Annotated in this window: 14 protein-coding genes and 1 pseudogene; 1 reads left to right on the top strand and 14 read right to left on the bottom strand. The window is 61.5% G+C overall.

All coding sequences use genetic code 11. From position 1 onward, the window contains the following. Window position 1: 1 nt before the first annotated feature. The 14 genes from COCCU_RS06655 to COCCU_RS06590 all read right to left on the bottom strand — a co-directional run bounded on the left by COCCU_RS06655 (window position 2) and on the right by COCCU_RS06590 (window position 16,207). Window positions 2-1,174: an acetylornithine transaminase gene (locus COCCU_RS06655; RefSeq protein ID WP_156230789.1), complete on the bottom strand. Its 1,173-nt coding sequence runs from the start codon at window positions 1,172-1,174 to the stop codon at window positions 2-4. Then, window positions 1,171-2,115 carry an acetylglutamate kinase gene (gene argB, locus COCCU_RS06650; RefSeq protein WP_156230788.1) on the bottom strand — a complete coding sequence of 315 codons (945 nt, stop codon included), beginning with the start codon at window positions 2,113-2,115 and terminating at the stop codon, window positions 1,171-1,173. The genes COCCU_RS06655 and argB overlap by 4 nt, the downstream gene beginning before the upstream one ends. A gap of 57 nt (window positions 2,116-2,172) precedes the next feature. After that, window positions 2,173-3,336 (bottom strand): bifunctional glutamate N-acetyltransferase/amino-acid acetyltransferase ArgJ, encoded by a 1,164-nt coding sequence (argJ, locus tag COCCU_RS06645; protein ID WP_156230787.1) that lies wholly within the window; start codon window positions 3,334-3,336, stop codon window positions 2,173-2,175. Window positions 3,337-3,380: 44 nt separating this feature from the next. Then, window positions 3,381-4,424 (bottom strand): N-acetyl-gamma-glutamyl-phosphate reductase, encoded by a 1,044-nt coding sequence (gene argC, locus COCCU_RS06640; protein WP_156230786.1) that lies wholly within the window; start codon window positions 4,422-4,424, stop codon window positions 3,381-3,383. Window positions 4,425-4,544: 120 nt separating this feature from the next. Next, window positions 4,545-5,099 (bottom strand): YdcF family protein, encoded by a 555-nt coding sequence (locus COCCU_RS06635; protein ID WP_156230785.1) that lies wholly within the window; start codon window positions 5,097-5,099, stop codon window positions 4,545-4,547. A gap of 105 nt (window positions 5,100-5,204) precedes the next feature. Further along, window positions 5,205-6,371 carry a DegT/DnrJ/EryC1/StrS family aminotransferase gene (locus COCCU_RS06630; RefSeq protein ID WP_156230784.1) on the bottom strand — a complete coding sequence of 389 codons (1,167 nt, stop codon included), beginning with the start codon at window positions 6,369-6,371 and terminating at the stop codon, window positions 5,205-5,207. 144 nt (window positions 6,372-6,515) lie between these two features. Beyond that, a complete protein-coding gene (locus COCCU_RS06625) occupies window positions 6,516-7,712 on the bottom strand; it encodes a glycosyltransferase family 4 protein (RefSeq protein ID WP_156230783.1) in 1,197 nt (398 codons plus the stop codon). An 8-nt stretch (window positions 7,713-7,720) separates the two neighbouring features. Further along, window positions 7,721-9,037: a lipopolysaccharide biosynthesis protein gene (locus COCCU_RS06620; protein WP_197088454.1), complete on the bottom strand. Its 1,317-nt coding sequence runs from the start codon at window positions 9,035-9,037 to the stop codon at window positions 7,721-7,723. Then, window positions 9,027-9,956 carry a 1-aminocyclopropane-1-carboxylate deaminase/D-cysteine desulfhydrase gene (locus COCCU_RS06615; protein ID WP_197088453.1) on the bottom strand — a complete coding sequence of 310 codons (930 nt, stop codon included), beginning with the start codon at window positions 9,954-9,956 and terminating at the stop codon, window positions 9,027-9,029. Before COCCU_RS06615 ends, COCCU_RS06620 begins: the two co-directional genes overlap by 11 nt. Continuing rightward, the gene (locus tag COCCU_RS06610; RefSeq protein ID WP_156230780.1) at window positions 9,950-11,095 is read right to left on the bottom strand and encodes a sugar transferase; all 1,146 of its coding nucleotides are present in this window, start codon (window positions 11,093-11,095) and stop codon (window positions 9,950-9,952) included. Before COCCU_RS06610 ends, COCCU_RS06615 begins: the two co-directional genes overlap by 7 nt. Continuing rightward, entirely contained in the window at window positions 11,092-12,102 is a 1,011-nt protein-coding gene (locus tag COCCU_RS06605) for an ATP-grasp domain-containing protein (RefSeq protein WP_156230779.1), read from the bottom strand. Before COCCU_RS06605 ends, COCCU_RS06610 begins: the two co-directional genes overlap by 4 nt. Then, the gene (locus tag COCCU_RS06600; RefSeq protein ID WP_156230778.1) at window positions 12,099-13,916 is read right to left on the bottom strand and encodes a polysaccharide biosynthesis protein; all 1,818 of its coding nucleotides are present in this window, start codon (window positions 13,914-13,916) and stop codon (window positions 12,099-12,101) included. The genes COCCU_RS06605 and COCCU_RS06600 overlap by 4 nt, the downstream gene beginning before the upstream one ends. Window positions 13,917-14,046: 130 nt before the next feature. Beyond that, complete coding sequence (locus COCCU_RS06595) at window positions 14,047-14,772, bottom strand: arsenate reductase/protein-tyrosine-phosphatase family protein (protein ID WP_156230777.1); 726 nt, start codon at window positions 14,770-14,772, stop codon at window positions 14,047-14,049. Next, window positions 14,762-16,207 (bottom strand): polysaccharide biosynthesis tyrosine autokinase, encoded by a 1,446-nt coding sequence (locus COCCU_RS06590; protein ID WP_156230776.1) that lies wholly within the window; start codon window positions 16,205-16,207, stop codon window positions 14,762-14,764. Before COCCU_RS06590 ends, COCCU_RS06595 begins: the two co-directional genes overlap by 11 nt. Window positions 16,208-17,010: 803 nt before the next feature. Between COCCU_RS06590 and COCCU_RS14975 the strand changes: the two are divergent. Next, window positions 17,011-17,311, top strand: a pseudogene (locus COCCU_RS14975) (IS110 family transposase); the annotation flags it as partial. Between the last annotated feature and the right edge of the window lie 95 nt (window positions 17,312-17,406).

Genomic DNA, 17,406 nt, shown 5'->3' with positions numbered 1-17,406 from the left:
CTCAGGAGAGCTCGGTGATCAGTGACTTCAGTCCCTGGAGAGCCTGGGCGATCTCGGAATCATTGATCACCAGCGGCGGGGTGAGTCGGATGACATCATCGGCCGGTGCGTTGAGGATCAGGCCCTTCTCCAGTCCCTGAGTCACCGCCTGCTTGGCCACCGGCTGGTGCAGCAGAACACCGAGCATCAGGCCGCGGCCCCGCACCTCCTTGACCTGCTCGAGCTGGCTGAGCTCATCGATGAAGTGCTGGCCCTTGGCCTTGACCTCAGCGCAGAACTGCTCATCAACGACATCGAGCACCGCATTGGCGGCGGCACAGGCCACCGGGTTACCGCCGAAGGTGGTGCCGTGGGAACCGGGAGCGAAGAGACCGGCCGCGGCACCGGTGGCCAGGCAGGCCCCGATCGGCAGACCGCCACCCAGGCCCTTGGCCATGGTGACCACATCCGGGATGACACCATCGTGCTGGTGGGCGAAGAAGTCACCGGTGCGGCCGACACCGGTCTGCACCTCATCGACGATCATGAGGATGCCGTACTCATCACAGAGTCCACGGACCGCCTGGAGGAAGCCCTCCGGGGCGGGGATGACACCCGTTTCACCCTGGATGGGTTCCAGAATTATCGAGGCGGTGTCCGTCGGGGCCTGCTCCACCAGGGCACGCAGGTTGTCGATGTCGCCGTAGGTGTAGAACTCCACACCGGCGGGCATCGGTTCGAAGGGGGCGCGCTTGTCCGGCTGGCCGGTCATGGCCAGTGAACCCATGGTGCGGCCGTGGAAACCGTGGACCGCAGCCAGGATTCGGGAGCGCCCCGTTAAACGGGAGAGCTTGAAGGCTGCCTCATTGGCCTCGGCCCCGGAGTTGCAGAAGAATACCCGGGTGGATTCCCCCGCCCCGAGCTGCGCTTTCAGGCGGGCACCGAGTTTGACCACCTGGGGGTGAGCGAAGAGGTTGGAGGTGTGGCCGAGCTGTTTGATCTGCTCGCTGACAGCTTCCACGATGGCGGGGTGACCATGTCCGAGGGCGTTGACGGCGATACCGGCGAGCATGTCGATGAAGTGGCGTCCCTGACCATCAGTGACGGTGGCACCGGTGCCGGAGACCAGCTCCAGCGGTGGGGTGCCGTAGTTGTTCATCAGCACCTCGGGCCATTGTTCGAGGGTGTCACTCATTTTCCATCGTCCTTTCGCAGCACGGTGCCTTCGGGGTAGTCATTGCGGTCATAGTTGTCGGGCAGCACCATGGTGCCGATACCTCCCATGGTCAGCAGTTCCAGCAGCACCGAGTGGGCGATCCGACCGTCGATGACATGGGAAGCGGCGACTCCTGCCTGAACCGCCCGGAGGCAGGACTCCATCTTGGGGATCATGCCGGAATCCAGGGCCGGCAGCAGGTTTTCCAACTGACTGGCGGTGATCTTGGAGACCAGGGAATCCTGGTTCGGCCAGTCGGTGTAGAGCCCGGCGACATTGGTCAGCACCAGCAGACGCTCCGCCTTGAGGGCAGCGGCCAGGGCCCCGGCGGCGGTGTCGGCGTTGATGTTGTAGACATTGCCGTCCTCACCGGGAGCGATGGTGGAGACCACCGGGATGCGGCCTGCCTCGATGATGTCCATGACCGCATCCGGGTTGACGTCGACGATATCGCCGACCAGCCCGATGTCGGTGGGCACGCCATCCACATCGACATAGCGCTTGGTGGCGGTGAAAAGGTTGGCGTCCTCGCCGGAGGTGCCCACGGCGTAGGGGCCGTGAGAGTTGATCAGGCCGACGAGGTCCCGGCCGACCTGTCCGAAGAGCACCATCCGGACGATCTCCATGACCTCCGGGGTGGTGACGCGGAAGCCACCCTTGAACTCCCCTTCCAGACCCACTCGGCGCAGCATGTCGGAAATCTGCGGGCCGCCGCCGTGCACGACGACGGGCTTGGCCCCGACGGTGCGCAGGAAGACCATGTCAGCGGCGAAGGCTGCCTTGAGCTTCTCGTCGACCATCGCATTGCCGCCGTACTTGACCACGACGATGCGGTCCCGGAAGTGCTGGAGCCAGGGCAGGGCCTCGGCCAGGATGGCTGCCTTGACCTCCGGTTTCAGCTGCTTGAGTGAGTCATCCATGAGGGAATCCTTGGGTTGTGGGGGTTCGGGGTTGAGCGGGAATGCCGGGAGAGGTTCCTAGGTGCTGTAGGCGGAGTTGATCTCTACATAGGCGTGGGAGAGATCCGTGGTGCGCACCGTTGCGGTGCCCTCACCGGAGGTTCCCAGGTCGATGCGGACCGCGATATCGGCACCACTGAGGTCGACGTCACGGGCACCGGGAGCTCCGGTGGAGTCGAGGCAGACCGGCTGCTCATTGAAGTGGACGGAAATGCGTTCCGGGTCCATCTCGGCATCAGCCATGCCGACCGCGGCGAGGACGCGGCCCCAGTTCGGGTCGGAACCGAACATGGCGCACTTGAAGAGGTTGTCCCGGCCGACGGTGCGGGCGGCATTGAGCGCCTGCTCATTGTCGGCGGTGCCGGTGACGGTGATGCTCACCCGCTTGGTCACGCCCTCGGCATCTGCCTGCAGCTGGGCTGCCAGGTCGACGCAGGCTTCCTTGACCGCGGCGTTGAGCTCCTCCTGGGTGGGCTCCACACCGGAGGCCCCGGAGGCCAGCAGCAACACAGTGTCATTGGTGGAGGTGGAACCGTCGATGTCGAGGGTGTCGAAGGTCAGCGCGGTGGCGGCCCGCAGTGCGGTGTCCGCCATCTCGGCGCTGACCTTGGCGTCGGTGGTCAGGCAGACCAGCATCGTGGCCAAGGAGGGGGCCATCATGCCCACGCCCTTGCCCATGCCGCCGATGACCCAGCCTTCACGGTTGACCACGGTCTCCTTGGCGACGGTGTCGGTGGTCATGATGGATTCGGCGGCGGCCCTGCCGTTATCGCCGAGGCGGTTCGGGAGGGTGTCCACGCCGGTGCGCATGATGTCCATGGGTAGCAGTTCACCGATCAGGCCGGTGGAGCAGATGCCGATCTCGTGGGCCTCCACACCCAGCTTCCCGGCCAGGTGTGTCACCAGTTCCTTCGCGTCCTCATCACCCTGGGTGCCGTTACAGGCATTGGCATTGCCGGCATTGTAGAGCACCGCCTTGAGGCTCTGTCCCTGCTGCAGGGCGGCGCGGGTGATCTTGACCGGGGAGGCGACAACCCGGTTGCGGGTGAACACCCCCACCGCGACATTCTCGGGGCCGTCATTGACCACCAGGGCCATGTCCGGATTGCCGGAGGCCTTGATGCCTGCGGTGATCGCGGCGGCCCGGAAGCCGGCCGGGGCGGTGATGCCGATACTGCTCATATGCTGTGTCTTTCTTCGGGAAGGTGGCGGAAAGGGACCTTTACTCAGGGGGCGACTGCGGCGCGCGGCAGACCTGCGGTCTCCGGCAGGCCCAGGGCGATGTTCATGCACTGGACCGCGGCGCCACCGGTGCCCTTGGTGAGGTTGTCGATCGCGGAGGTCACCAGCAGCTTGTGGGAGAAGGGATCCACCTCGACCTGGATGTGGCACATATTGGAGCCGAGCACATTCTGGGTCTGGGGCTGCTGACCGGCGGGGAGCACATAGACGAAGGGCTCATCCTGATAGAACTCCTCGTAGGTGGTGCGGGCCTGTTCCTCGGTGACACCCTCCTGCAGGGCTGCGGTGGCAGTGGTGAGGATGCCACGTGGCAGGGGTGCCAGCACCGGGGTGAAACTGACGGTGACCTTCTCCTCGCTGAACTCGCTGAGATTCTGGGAGATCTCCGGGGTGTGGCGATGCGTACCGGCGGTGCCGTAGGCCTTGAGCGAGCCCATGACCTCGGAGCCGAGCAGCGGCACCGAAGCCTTCTTGCCGGCACCGGAAGCACCGGTGATGGAGGTGATGGTGACATCCGGCTGAACCAGCTTCTCGGCCACGGCCGGCAGCAGTGCCAAGGTGGCACCGGTGGGGAAACAACCCGGCACGGCGACCCGCTTGGAACCCTGGATCTGCTCACGGTGGCCGGGCATCTCGGGGATGCCATAGGGCCAGGAACCGGCGTACTCGCCACCGTAGTAGTGGCCCCAGGCGGCTTCGTCGGTGAGACGGAAGTCGGCGGCACAGTCGATGACCAGGACCTCCTCCCCCAGCTGGCGGCCAATCTCGGCGGAGTGGCCATGCGGCAGGGCCAGGAATACGACATCATGTCCGGCGAGGGTCTCCGGACTGGTTTCCTCCACGACGCGATCGGCCAGCTGCGGCAGATGGGGCATCAGTTCCCCGAGCAGCTTACCGGCGGTGGAATTGGCGGTGAGGGCTCCGATCTGGAGCTCCCCGGATTCATGGGCCGGGTGGCTCAGGAGCAGGCGCAGGATCTCCCCGCCCGCGTAGCCCGAGGCACCGGCAACTGCAACCTTGATTGTCATGCACCCGACTATAGCAATTATGCACTCCAATGGAAAGTATGCAGCAAATTATCGCTTAAGCCACAGTGGGCCTGCCCCTCACTCACCCAGACGAGATATACGGAGCAATGCCCCACCACCCTAGGAGACACAGGAGTCAAATAACCGGTACTTCAGGTGGCCACCGATCTCATGAATCATCTGAGTGGGAAAAGCAGCCCAATCCACTCCCTTGATATGGATCACCTCAGAATCAAGGTCAGTACACTCCCGGAACATCATCCGCACCCGGCGGGTATGGGGACGGTTGGTCACCACCGCCACCGATGACCACCCTTGCTCAGCGGCCAACTGGCCGAAGGTCAGGGCTTCCCCGATGGTGGTCACGGGGTCCGGATTCATGCACCAAGTCCCCGCCGCCTCGACAGGGGCCCGCTTACCACGGCAGTAGGAACTGCCCACCACGTCCTCGGTGCCCGCAGGATTGGAAATCACCAGGTTCTCTGCCACACCGGCCTTGACCAGCTCCGCACCCAGCGCGTGACGGCCATCATCAACTCCCGCCAGCACCACCACCACATCCACCCGAACCGGGCGTGACTGGCCGGGAAAGAGGTACCAGGCCATCATGCAACCCAGAAGCAGCAGCATGACCAGACAACCCAGCAGCAACCGTTTCAGAGCAGGAACTTTCACTGATCCCACGCTCCCCCACCAATTCCGTGACCTATTTTCCTGCGGGATCCCTTGACCCCGCAGCAGTATCACCTGCGCAGGAACTGTATGCCCGACATCCGAACCCTACCCGACTCTGACGGCCGCAACCTGTCGGCGTCGACCCCCGGTCAGGAGCCGCCGCAGGGAATCAATCACCCGCTCGATATCACTCTCACTGAGACCAGCACCGCTGGGCAGGGTGACGGAACGGGCGAAAAGATCCTCTGAGACACCGTTGAGGAAACCCAGGGAACCCGCATGCAGGGGCTGCAGGTGCATGGGTTTCCAGATATGACGTGCCTCGATATTCTCCTGTTCCAGGGCCTTGATCACCTCGCTCGGGGTCACTGGGCTGGCTTCATCGAGAACGATGGTGCTCAACCAGGCGTTCTCGCGGTGTTCGGCGGTCTCCGGAACATCCCCGAGGAGCCGGTAGCCCAGCTCCCCGCCAGCTTCGGCGTAGCGGTCCCGGATTTCGGTGCGTCGCTGAATCAGCTGATCAAGTCTGCCAAGCTGAGCTCGGCCGAGCGCCGCAAGGATATTGGAGAGCCGGTAGTTATAACCGATTTCGGTGTGCTGATACCAGGGGGCAGGCTGGCGGGCCTGGGTGGAAAGGTAGCGGGCGGTGTCGATCAGTTCAGCATCATTGCTGAGCAACATGCCACCACCGGAGGTGGTCATGATTTTGTTTCCGTTGAAGGAGATGGCCGCAGCCTTGCCGAAAGAACCGGCGGCCCTGCCATTGAGAGTGGCACCGAGAGATTCCGCGGCGTCGGCAAGCAGTTCAACCCCCCGCTCCTGGAGCGGGGCCTCGATCTCCTGGTAGTTGGCGCAGCGTCCCATCAGGTCGACGGTGATGGCCACGGGAACCCGATGCCCTGCGGCCTGGAGGGTGTCGATGCTGTGGAGGAGAAGAACGGGGTCGATATTTCCATCAGGCAGGCAGTCGACGAACACCGGGGTGGCACCCGTATAAGCGATGGCGTTGGTGGTTGCGACAAAGGTCAGGGTGGGAACCGGGATGCGGTCACCGGGGCCCACTCCCATGCGGAGCAGTGCGAGGTGGAGTGCCGCGGTCCCAGAGGAAAGCGCTAAAGCATGGCTGACACCGGTACGTTCAGCCATCTCCTTTTCAAAGGCCTCAAGTTCGGGTCCGACGGGGGCGACCCAACCTGAGCGGAGAGCACGGAGGACGGCGTTTTCCTCTGTTTCAGTGACGGTGGCCTGGGAGAGCAGAATTCGGGAGTTCATGAGAGGACGTACCTTTCTTCAGATTCGGGAAGAGTTCGCTGCGCCCGGGAAGAGAGCTCATCACCGGATAAGGCAGATCGGGCTTCCCTGGCATGTTCCAGGGGGTCGCGGTTCTTCCCGGCGCGGGAGACATCGGCGGGGAACTTAACTGAGGACGAGATCCGCGAGACGTTCATAAGTCACCTCCCGATCGAAGTGGCGCTCTGCCAGACGGCGGGAACCCTCACCCATGTTCTGGCGGAGTTCAGGGTCGGCGATCAGTTGCTTGAGTGCGGTGGCCACGGCTCCGGGATTCGGGGGGCAACTGATGCCTGCCTGGAATTCCTGCAGCAGGTGGCGGTACTCTTCACATTCCTGGGTGCTGACCACTGGCAGACCGGCGGCGGCGTAGTCACAGACCTTGTTCACGATGCTCTGCGCGGCGCCTGGCATGATCGGGTTCAGGGCGATATCGCAGGAGTTCAGCAGGGACACCATCTCCGGGTATGCCAATAAACCGTGGAAGATCACTTCTTTCGACAGGTCCTTGGTGTCTGCCCGCCATTTTTCTTCCAGGGGTCCGCTTCCCATCACGTGCAGTTCTACGTTTTGCTTCTCCCGGGTCAGATTCCGGATGGCGTCGAAGACCACCGGGAGGTCGTAGCTGTGTCCCAGGGTGCCGACATAGGCCAGTCGGATCGGCGCCTCAGGATGCTCAGACTTTTCCTCGCTGCGGGGGGACGCGGCAAAAGTGTCGAAGGCTTTTAGGTTGGTTCCCAGGTAGGTGGTGGAGACCTTCCCGCCCCGGGCTTCTCTCACCCGATCGGAATAGGTGTCGGAAACGGTGACCACCCCGTCGGCTTTCCGGTAGATCTGATTGGCGCGGATTCTTAAGGGGGTCAGTGCCCACCGGGCCAGCGGTCTGGGCTTGAGGACCATTTCGAAGGCTTCCGGCCAGAGGTCCTGAACATCAAGGATCAGACGCACTCCCCGGCGTTCGGCATACTCATTGGCGACGGAGGCCACCGCATCAGAGGGCATGGCGCAGTAGATGACATCGGGGGTTGCCCGGGTGTCCAGGTATTCGGCGAGGTTGCGGGCCATCACCACGTGACTGCGGATCCGCCCCAGCGAGATATTCGCGGAGTAGGTCGGTTCCTGGATATGGGTGATGCTGAATGGTGTCGTCTCCTCCGACTCTAGATCCCGCTGGGTTTTACTCTGGTGATCGAAAGATGAGGTGACCAGTTCAACAGCGGCACCACGTCGGCTGAGGACATGTGCCAGTTCACGGAAACGGTTGTTGGAGCCCCGGGAGGGGTCGGTGAAATGGGCGATGATCAGGATGTCGGTGTTACGCATGGTTTTCTTCACTTTCTTTCTTTAAGGGGGTCACTGGCCAGGGAAGTCCTTGGCAGGGGTGCGGATTCTTGAGACGGTTGTTCTTCTGGGGTGGGGCGCTTGAGCCCGGTGATCAACACCCAGGCGGTGATGGCGCAGGCCAGGTAACCGAGGATGGAGCCATAGGCGGCGCCGAGCATGCCGAAGGCCGGGATGAGAAGGACATAGGCGGCGATGGCGACCAGTGCGCCGACAATCTCGATCACGGCGACCCTGGCCTCCGCACCGAAGGCGATGAGGATTCCCTCCTGCACCCGGGTCATCCCGTAGATGACTGAGGCAACGGCCAAGGGCAGGATCACTGCCTTCGCCGCCTGGTAAGAGTCCGGGAGGAAGGTCTCGACCATCACCCAGGCCGCCACTCCGAGCAGGGCAGAGAGCAGAGTCAACAACAGGAAGGAACGAAACATCAGGTGTCGGATGAATTTCGTGGGCATTCCGGGGCTTTGGGCCCACTGCCGTAGGGAGGCATCCACCCACTGCTGCACCGGCCAGGTCGCCATCTCCATGACCGTCGCAACGGTCACGTACAGTCCCAGCTGCGCCGATGAGCTCAATACCGGCAGGAGCAGGCGGTCAGCCCGGAGCATCGCCATATTGCTGAAGGTGGAGGGCAACAGGATCCAACCCCGCCGGCGGAGCAGTTTCTGCTCAATGAGTGTGGGGGAATTAATCACCGGGCCGGTCCGCCATGCCATCCAGAGCAGGAACAGCGCAGGGAGCCCGGACAGGGCATAGATGCCCATCCACAGGATGGGATCCCGCACCTCGAGGAAAGTCAGGACACCCGCCCCGAGAACAATGATCAGCTGAGCGGCAATCGCGTTCAGGGCGAACTGTTTCCAATTCCGGCTGCTGACGTAGGCAACCCGAACCGCCAGGGTCAGGGAATTCAGCACCACATAAGCGGTGAGAACCGCAGCCCCCAGCCATAACCAGCTGAAACTAAAAGGAGAAACCGCGGTGACCAGGAAAATCAAGGGAATAACCGCGATCGTTCCGGGCAGCACCATGCGGGCGAAACTGCGGTACTCCGAATTGAAGGAACCTGCCCGGGTAGCCATATAGGGCCGCTCCAGACCCATTACCGCCAATACCGAGAAAAAGTAGGAGAGCTGCAGCGCAAAAGCCAGATCACCACGAGGTGCCGGATCCAGCACCCTGGCAGCGAGCAGGTTGACCAGGAACGCGGCGGCCGCAGCCAGGACCTGACCTGCGACCAGGGTGATGGCCGCCATCCGGGAACTTCCCACAGAGCCACCGCTTTCCTCCATGTCACTGGGCACTGCAACGCACCTCCAGCCCCTGATCCTCGGCAAGGTAGTTCCACAATCCACCGGTGTGCCAAAAGGCGACCGAGGAATCCAACAGCCCGCGACGCGACCAGTCCAGGAGGGCGGTGAAGGCTTTACCCGTGTAGGTGTGGTCCAGTGGCAGGCCATGTTCCCAACCGATCCGCACCGCCTCTTCCACCGCTGCATCACTTTTCCCGTAACCCCCGGCGCGGTAGCCGTCCAGGAACACCACGTGACGGTTCTGGGCACCTGCCCAGCGGGCGGCTTCCCGAACCGGGGGAACACCCCGTTCCCGGGGCTCGGCCACCGATACCCCGATGATTTCGGTGCTATCCCCTTCGGCCTGGGCCGCTGCGATCAGCCCACCTTGGGTAGCTCCGGTACCGGAGGCCACGAACAGCTGGGTGAAGGCTCTTCTCTTGAGGATTTCGGTCCCGGCGGCCCGGAAAGCATGCGCCCCAGCCACGGTGTGGCCTCCACTGGAGACCACATGAACCCGCAACCCCTGAGCTTCATAACCAGCCCGGAGCTGCTTAATCTGCTCCGCGATGCTCCCCGGTTCAGCCACCTCGAAATTCGCGCCCAGCTGTCGGAGCATGCGCAGGCCGACGCTGTCCTCATCTACTGTGTTGCCGTGCAACACCAGGTGAGCCTTGATTCCCTGCTGGGCGGCAAACATTGCCAAGGTGCGGCAGTGGTTGGAGTCGACCTCCCCACTGCTGATGAGCACCTCAACCGGGAAGTTCAGGGAAGCCAGTTCCGCAGCGATCTTCCGGACCTTATTTCCCGGGAGTGGGAAAGGCAGCAGATCATCCCTGATAACCCAGAACTTGGCCCCCAGGAGGTCATCGAGGCTGTCCCAGCGTTGCAGGATGGGGGCGCAGTTGAGGCAGGTTTCCTGTTTCACCACCTGATTTCCCACCTCTCCACGTCGGCCGGGTCTTCCCCGGCCGGCTGGAATCCATGTCTGCGATAAAGCTCCGCTGCTTCTCGACGCCCGGTGCTGCCGCGCCGGGTGCCGTCCACTTCTGCGGTGGCTCCGGTGCTGTTCTCCTGTTTTCTGAGGTATTTCAGGAGTAGACCCAGGATGGTGTCAGCCAAGTTCGGGTCCTCCTGCCCTGCTTCGGGGAGCAGGAAGATCTGGGGCAGGCTTCCTGGTGTCGGGGTGTGGTATCCGGTGATCCCGCGCAGTACCCGGGCCTGGTGGTCATAAACCGCCAGCGTGCGGCAATCAGGATCTTGTCGGTTGTCCCGGAGCCAGTCCCCGATACCTACCGTGGTGGTGTCGGACAGCCTCATTGCTGCCGGGACCTTGGTGTGCTGCAGCCAACCGGCCAGGGTGTCCACATCGCGGGGTTCAAAACGCCGCAGGGCGTGGGTATCGGTGACTGGGTAGCTGCGGTAGTCATCGAAGTCCTCGAAGTGCTCCCAGGAGTCCGCCACGGTGCCCTCACTGCGGAGCACGCTGGTGAAGGTCTGCCAGAGGATTTTAAGGTCCTGCCCCAGCCCAGCTGTTTGGGCGTAGTGGGCGTCGAGGAGGAGCCGCCCCTCCCAGTCGAGGTTATTTCTGCCGTTTACCTGGGCCGCACCGGTGATACCCGGCCGGACGGAGTGGCGGGCACGTTCTGCGGACCGGTAGTACGGGAGATAGTTGAGCAGCAGGGGTCGCGGCCCGACCAGTGACATCTCTCCGCGCAGCACATTGAGGAGCTGGGGCAGCTCATCCATGCTTGAGCTGCGCAGCAGTCTGCCGAAGGTGGTGATCCTTTCGCCCTCGCTGAGGGAGTTTCCCTCGGTGTCTTTCTCCGGCAGCATGGAGCGGAATTTCAGCAGCTCGAAGGTCTGCTCGTCCAGGCCTACCCGCTGCTGGCGGAAGAGCACCGGGGAGCCCATGTTCCAGCGGACCATGACCGCGGTCAGGGTGGCGGCCGGAAGGGTGATCGGGGCGCTGGCCAGCACGAGGGTCGTATCGAATATTCGCTTCAGCGCCAGGTGACGGCGTCGGGTGGGCAGCTGCCTCGCGGTGTTCTGTTTCAGGGCCGTACTCATGAAATCCTCACCGCCTCAACCATCTTTCCGCCGACTACGCCGTGGTTACTCTCGAGGCACCTTGCCGGGGGTTCTAATCCGGCGGCCCAGGCGACATAGGCATCCGGGATGCGGGCCCCGGCGAGGTGGGAGAAGGGGTAGCCTCCGCCGAAGCGGGGATTGATGTCGATGACGTGGCACTGCCCAGCGGCATCCACAATGACGTCCACGTCCATGGTTCCGGGATGGGGCACTGCTTCCGCGAGTTGTCGTGCCAGCGCCTCGAATTGGATACCGTCCACGGATTCCGCCCGGTCGGTCTCCCCTGCCCGCATCGCGATCTTGCGTCGTGCCAGTACTCCGGAGAATTCACCTTGCAGGTCACAGACCACATCTAGGCCGTATTCCACCCCGTGGATCATTTCCTGCACTATCACCAGGCTGCGGGGTTCTTCCTTCCGCTGGCCCAGGGCCGGTTTTCCCTGCCGTGTGGTCACTTCTCCAGTGGCGGAGGTGATGGCCTCATATAAATCGGTTGCCGAGGTGAACCTCAGGCCCCGGGAGGCACTGCCGAAGCGGCCCTTGGTGACGTATTCCCCGTTTTCCCACCCCAGCGCCGGGGGTTGATTCCCCAGCCAGGTGAGGGGGTTGAGGATCCCATGCTGGTCGAGGACCGCAGCCATGGCGTATTTGTCCTCGATGAGGTTCTGGGTGTCGGAGTTGAAGCGGACCAGGGACCGCCATTGTTCAGCGTTGGGCAGACGTGCCCATTCGGAGAGTTCAAAGTCATTGATGGAAACCGCCAGATCCACCTCCCATTCCTGCAGAACCCGGTTCAACCAGCCCGGGTATGCCGGATCATCAACACGCGGGGCCACCAGGAAGTCCGCGGTGAATGCGCTTGCGGGAGAGAGTGGGTCCAGGTCAGCGGCAATGACCCGGCCTTCGAGACCATTGGCCAGGAGGGCCTCCTGGAACCAACGGACCAGGTAGGGGCGGCGCCCCACGGAAGAGAGGAGGATATTCACTGTGTCACCCGACTTTCGATCTGCGGTTCCTGAACCAGAGAGTCCAGGAATTCACTTTCATTCAGGTCCATCGGAGAGAGGATCTCGGCAGAGGTGTGGGAGATCTTCGGATGGTAGGGGCGGTCCTCGGTTTCACCTTCGCCCACCAGCTCCTCATGGAGCTTCTCGCCTTCTCGCAGCCCGGTGTAGATGATCTCGACATCCTTTCCGGAAAGTTCGATCATCCTTTCCGCGATGCCGAGGATGCTGACCGGTTCACCCATGTCCAGGATGAGCACCTCGCCGGCCCCGCCGATTCCACCCGCCTGCAGCACCAGCTGGCAGGCCTCCGGGATGGTCATGAAGTAGCGGGTGACCTTGGGGTGGGTCACCGTCAGCGGTCTGCCCTCTTCAATCAGTCGCATGAAGGTGGGGAGCATGGAACCACGGCTGCCGATCACATTGCCGAAGCGGACGGAGAGATAGGTTTTCCCGGTGCTGGCACCGAACCAGGCGGTGAGTTTCTCCGCCAGACGCTTGGAGTGACCCAAGGCGCTGGTGGGGTTCGCCGCCTTATCGGTGGAGATATTGATGAAGGTGTCCACATCCGCGGCCTCGGCCGCCATCAGGACATTGTGGGTGCCGATGACATTGGTCTTCCAGGCTTCCTCCGGATACTGCTGCAGCATCGGCAGGTGCTTGAGGGCTGCGGCATGGAACACCACCTCCGGTCGGCGTCGACGGAAAATCCGCTCCAATTCCACCCCGTCCCGGATGTCGGCGAGTACGACGGCATCAGTGTCCAGGAGACCATTGCCGGCCACATTGATCAGGGCGGTCTGCAGTCCGGTTTCATCCCGGTCCAGCATGATCAGTTCACTGGGTTCATACTTATTGATTTCCACACAGAGCTGGGCGCCAATGGAACCACCTGCCCCGGTGACCAGGACTCTTTTCCCCGCCAGGTATTCGGCGATCTCAGAAACATTGGTTTGGACCGGTTTCCGGCCGAGGAGATCTTCAATGGACAGATCGCGCAGATCATTTTCCCGCAGGCCCCGATTGACCACTTCCCCGATATCAGGCATGACCTTCACACTCAGGCCGAGCTGGCTGGCCTGATCCTGAATACGGTGCAGCAACTCTGGCTGTGCCTGATTGACCGCGAGGATCAGGGTCTTGGCCCAGGTTGCTTCCACCGCCGACTGAATATCATCCATAGTCCCCAGAACAGGGACGTTCAGAACCCGCAGCTTCGATAGTTCGGGGTCATCATCAAGCACCCCCACCGGGCGGTATTCAGAATTGGGATCCGACATCATCCAGCGGATCAGGTTGCTGCCCACATAACCGCCACCCAGGATGAGAACCGGGGTGGAACCAGGGCGGGGCCGAAGAGCGCGCTCCTCCCGGGTTCGGGCGATATAACGGACTACCAGCATCAGGATCAGTGCCAGTGGCGTAATGATCAGTATCTTGCCGCGGGAGACTCCCCAGTCGGTGCCGAAGATCAGGGTGAAGATGAGGAGAGGCACCCCTGTTATGGTGACCACCAGTCCGAGGGTGAAGGCCTCCTCGAAGGTGCCCGTCCAGGAGCGGAGCCCACGTCGGTAGAGCTGCAGGGATGAGCCGATCAGCAGCTGGAGCAGTATGGCCAGCAGAGCTAATGCCAGGCAGAAGCCCAGGTGAATCTGGCTGGGTTGAAATTCGTAGCGGACGGCCGTGCCCAGGAAGATACTGAGCAGCCAGATCATCGCATCCATGTGGTACAGGCGGCTGCTGAAACTAAGCAGCGGGCTTCTTTTGGCGGGTCTGGTTTCCGTTCTCAAAGACATGTCTAATCTCCATCGGAATCAGGTGGCTGGCGCGGGGACCGCTGATTCAGGGAAAGATGAATCAGGCCCCGCGGCAGAGTTGTGGAAAAAAGGGGGGGTCTACCCCAGGGTTTCTCACGAAACCTGGGGCTCATTTACTGGTGGCGTAGAGCAGTCCCTGTGCCATTGCGGAAAGGATGAGCATGAGGGCAACGGGTTGCCACTGGGGTGTGTTTTTTCCGGCGGTGTCCACCGACTGGCTGGGTATGGTGATCAACCCCACCAAAGCGCAACCGAGGAGGATCGCCGTGGCGTCCACTGCACTGAGAATCTGCTGCGCGGAACGGTGGTAGGCCTCGTAGCTGCGCCGATAAGGATCAGTGACCTCATCGTGGGCGATATTGTCGGGGGGAAGACTTTCACCGCGGGCATAGGTCACCGCCTGGATGGCGGCCCGCAGCCTCTCCAGCGGTTGCTCATCACACCCCGCGATCTCAATGGCCAACCCACCTTCCAGGGCTTTCTCAGCCAGGCGCGCAAATTCCCTCAAGGTGAATACCCGCTTCACCACCTGTGGGTTCAGCTGAGCGACGATTCTGCGTTGTTCCCGGGACATCGTCAGGATGAGGTCGGCTTCCGCCAGCATCTCGCTGGTCAGGGAACGCCCACGGTGTAATTCGGGTTGTTCCACACCCATTTTTCGGGCGATGTCCCGGCCGTAGGCAGGGGTCGGGTGGTCTTCCAGGGCGTGGGTGCCCGCGGAGGAGACGGTGATTTCCGGGAAGTTCGCCACCCGCTGGCTCAAGAGCTGCTGTGCCAGCGGAGAGCGGCAGATATTGCCCGTGCAGACCATGAGGATGTGGAAGTTAGACGACATGGTGGGCTCCCCTTCGACTCTTCCTGCTCAGAGCAGATGTTTTAGAGTCCTCCGCAAATTCAAGCGTCGGGGGAGGGATGGGCTGGCTGGAGGTGTAACTGTAGGTGCGCGTCCCCTTGAGGGGCAGCATGGTCAGGACCAGCCCGAGCACATTGGAACCAGCGGTGTCGAGCAGTCGAAGCGCTTCACGCAGGGAGGGTCGGGAGGTGGATCCGGCGGCGGCAACCAACAACACCCCGGTGGCATGCTTGGCGACGACCGCGGCATCGGTCACCGCCAGAACCGGGGGTGCGTCGATGATGACATAGTCAAACTCTTCCCTGAGCTGTGCCAGGGTCTTCTCCATCTCATCGGAACCAAGCAGCTCACTCGGATTCGGTGGAATTTGGCCGGCCGGCAGGACATGGAGCCCCTGCCTCCCCCACTTCTGGATGACATCCGGAAGCTCAGCACTACCGATGAGTACATCTGTCAGCCCGACACCGGACTCCATGCCCAGGTACTCACAGATCTTGGGTCGTCGAAGATCGCATTCCAGCAGTGCCACCCGCGCGTTGTTCTGGGCCAGCGCGATCGCCAGGTTGATCGCCGTGGTGGTCTTGCCCTCATCCGGGTTGGCCGAGGTCAGGACGAAAATGCGGCTGGCGGAGTCAACGTTGAGGAATTGCAGATTGGTTCGGAGAACCCGGAAGGCCTCCGCCCGGGGGTTTTGCCATTCTCCCCCGAAGAGAACCGGGGACTTGGCGGCATTGGGGTCATTGAAGATCTCACCGATGACCGGGGTATCGCTGATCTGCTCTATGTCCTCGGTGGAATGAAGGCGGTTATCGAGGACGCTACGCAGCAGTGCGATGCCAAAGCCCAGTAGGAAGCCCAGCAGCAACCCCATGATCAGGTTATTCCGCAGGTTAGGGCTGATGGGCTTCTCCGCTACCTCCGCGGTATGGGTGGTGGTCAGATTCACCAGGCTGCCCCCGGACACCCCATCAGTTTCCAATTCGGTCTGGACGAATTTGATGAAGCTGGCACGGACCGCATCGGCGATTGCCACCGCCCGGTCCGGGTTGGGGTTGGTGGCGGAGATATTGATCAGCACTGTCTCCGGGGGTGAATCGGCCTCGATGTGCCGGGCCAGTTCACTACCCGACATATCGAGTCCCAGTTCCTCCACAACCGGGTCTAATACCCCGCCGTTTTCAATGATATCGACATAGCTATTCACAATCTGCTGGGCGAATGTGGCCCCTTGTACAAGGTCCCCCGTGCTTCCCTCATTCGTCCCCACAGAAACATATAACTGGGTATGGGATTCATATTTAGGCGGCAGTAGATAAGTGACTCCCGCACCCATTCCGAGCCCAATAATGGCCATGGCCATTATGAGCACCCAGTATTTCTGAGCGATTCTCAGATACTCGTGAAATTCCAACTTCATCACCCTTTATCTATGAGGACCCTCAATTGGTCGCACCAATAATTTCCGCGTGGAGGGGAAAATCACCCACTGTTCAGGCAATTTAGATACACCTACCCTCCTGGTGCCTATTTGAACACGAGGCCAACCTGAAAGAAAGCTTATAGATACCTCAGGATGGACAAAGGGGGTAGTCGCTCATCAAACGTGGTGCTAGAAGCTTTGCGGCGCGAAAAAGAATATCCCCCCGTTATACTTTTGCGCCAATAAGGAAGTGCCTTTTTCTTATTTCAGGGCTCAGATCAACGCCTATAAAGCCGCAATTAGCAGCCAATTAAACGCCCAATTAAGTGCCATAAAGACTAATACCACCAGAAATAGCGACCCCTGTTTCTAGCCCATTAATAAAGTCGACACCAGATTAAGTGCCCCTAGTTAAGATGTCCCCCGGTAGATCAGTGAGGGGTGGTTGCCACCAGGGGTCGAGAGAATCCCGACGGGGGTGCTGGTGCCGGGAAAACCAGGTTTCAAGATCCTTGAAGTAGCAAGTAATGTGGACTGTGCACTGACAAAAGGGCGGGTCAACGTGGGCCCAAGAGTCGAGTCATGGACCTCAACCGTGACAAGCCATGTCCCAGCGACTCACGGTGTACCGGACCACGACACCGGTGATCGATAACATCCCGGGCGCTTAAGATTTTTGGTTGCCGGTTGAAAGTGGCAGCGTGGCGGTGGCAATCAATCCGGTTCAGCTGATCAGGTTCATTGCCAGCACTGCCGAATACACACACGTTGGGCATGCTGCTCCACTACATTGAGCGGGACGAACCAAGAAAGACCCCGCAAAGTTCGTGGATGTGATCTTTGAGGAACGAAAAGCCCAGACCGTCACGGTGTCAGGCACTGGCCTAGCAGAGATCGTCATCCTGCAACTGGAACCAACATCAAGGCAGTGATCGAGCAGCGCCAAACCATTGCTGAGCAGGTGGAAGAGCTGTCGGCGGATTTCCCTCTTATCCTCAGGTCTTGTTGCCGCCCCCGGCGACACGAAGATCTGGCACGTCTATCAAGGGTGAGTTCCCTGCCCGATCAGGTAACCAAAGAAGCAAGAATGCGTTGTTCCACTAAGGTAAGCAAGCGGCACAGTGCCGCGATCAGGTGCCTGGTATGTGGCCCATTTCCGGCTAAAAGCATAGGGAAATCCCCGAATATTCCTGCTG

The sequence above is a fragment of the Corynebacterium occultum genome (assembly GCF_009734425.1).
Taxonomy (GTDB): Bacteria; Actinomycetota; Actinomycetes; order Mycobacteriales; family Mycobacteriaceae; genus Corynebacterium; species Corynebacterium occultum.
The sequence above is the reverse complement of the archived record's forward strand: the minus strand, read 5'-3'. Positions and strand labels throughout refer to the sequence as shown.

What these genes read in the sequence shown, in the direction of transcription:
- COCCU_RS06655 (WP_156230789.1), bottom strand. Translation starts at nt 1,174, where the DNA reads ATGAGTGACACCCTCGAACAATGGCCCGAGGTGCTGATGAACAACTAC.
- argB (WP_156230788.1), bottom strand. Translation starts at nt 2,115, where the DNA reads ATGGATGACTCACTCAAGCAGCTGAAACCGGAGGTCAAGGCAGCCATC.
- argJ (WP_156230787.1), bottom strand. Translation starts at nt 3,336, where the DNA reads ATGAGCAGTATCGGCATCACCGCCCCGGCCGGCTTCCGGGCCGCCGCG.
- argC (WP_156230786.1), bottom strand. Translation starts at nt 4,424, where the DNA reads ATGACAATCAAGGTTGCAGTTGCCGGTGCCTCGGGCTACGCGGGCGGG.
- COCCU_RS06630 (WP_156230784.1), bottom strand. Translation starts at nt 6,371, where the DNA reads ATGAACTCCCGAATTCTGCTCTCCCAGGCCACCGTCACTGAAACAGAG.
- COCCU_RS06625 (WP_156230783.1), bottom strand. Translation starts at nt 7,712, where the DNA reads ATGCGTAACACCGACATCCTGATCATCGCCCATTTCACCGACCCCTCC.
- COCCU_RS06610 (WP_156230780.1), bottom strand. Translation starts at nt 11,095, where the DNA reads ATGAGTACGGCCCTGAAACAGAACACCGCGAGGCAGCTGCCCACCCGA.
- COCCU_RS06600 (WP_156230778.1), bottom strand. Translation starts at nt 13,916, where the DNA reads ATGTCTTTGAGAACGGAAACCAGACCCGCCAAAAGAAGCCCGCTGCTT.
- COCCU_RS06595 (WP_156230777.1), bottom strand. Translation starts at nt 14,772, where the DNA reads ATGTCGTCTAACTTCCACATCCTCATGGTCTGCACGGGCAATATCTGC.
- COCCU_RS06590 (WP_156230776.1), bottom strand. Translation starts at nt 16,207, where the DNA reads ATGAAGTTGGAATTTCACGAGTATCTGAGAATCGCTCAGAAATACTGG.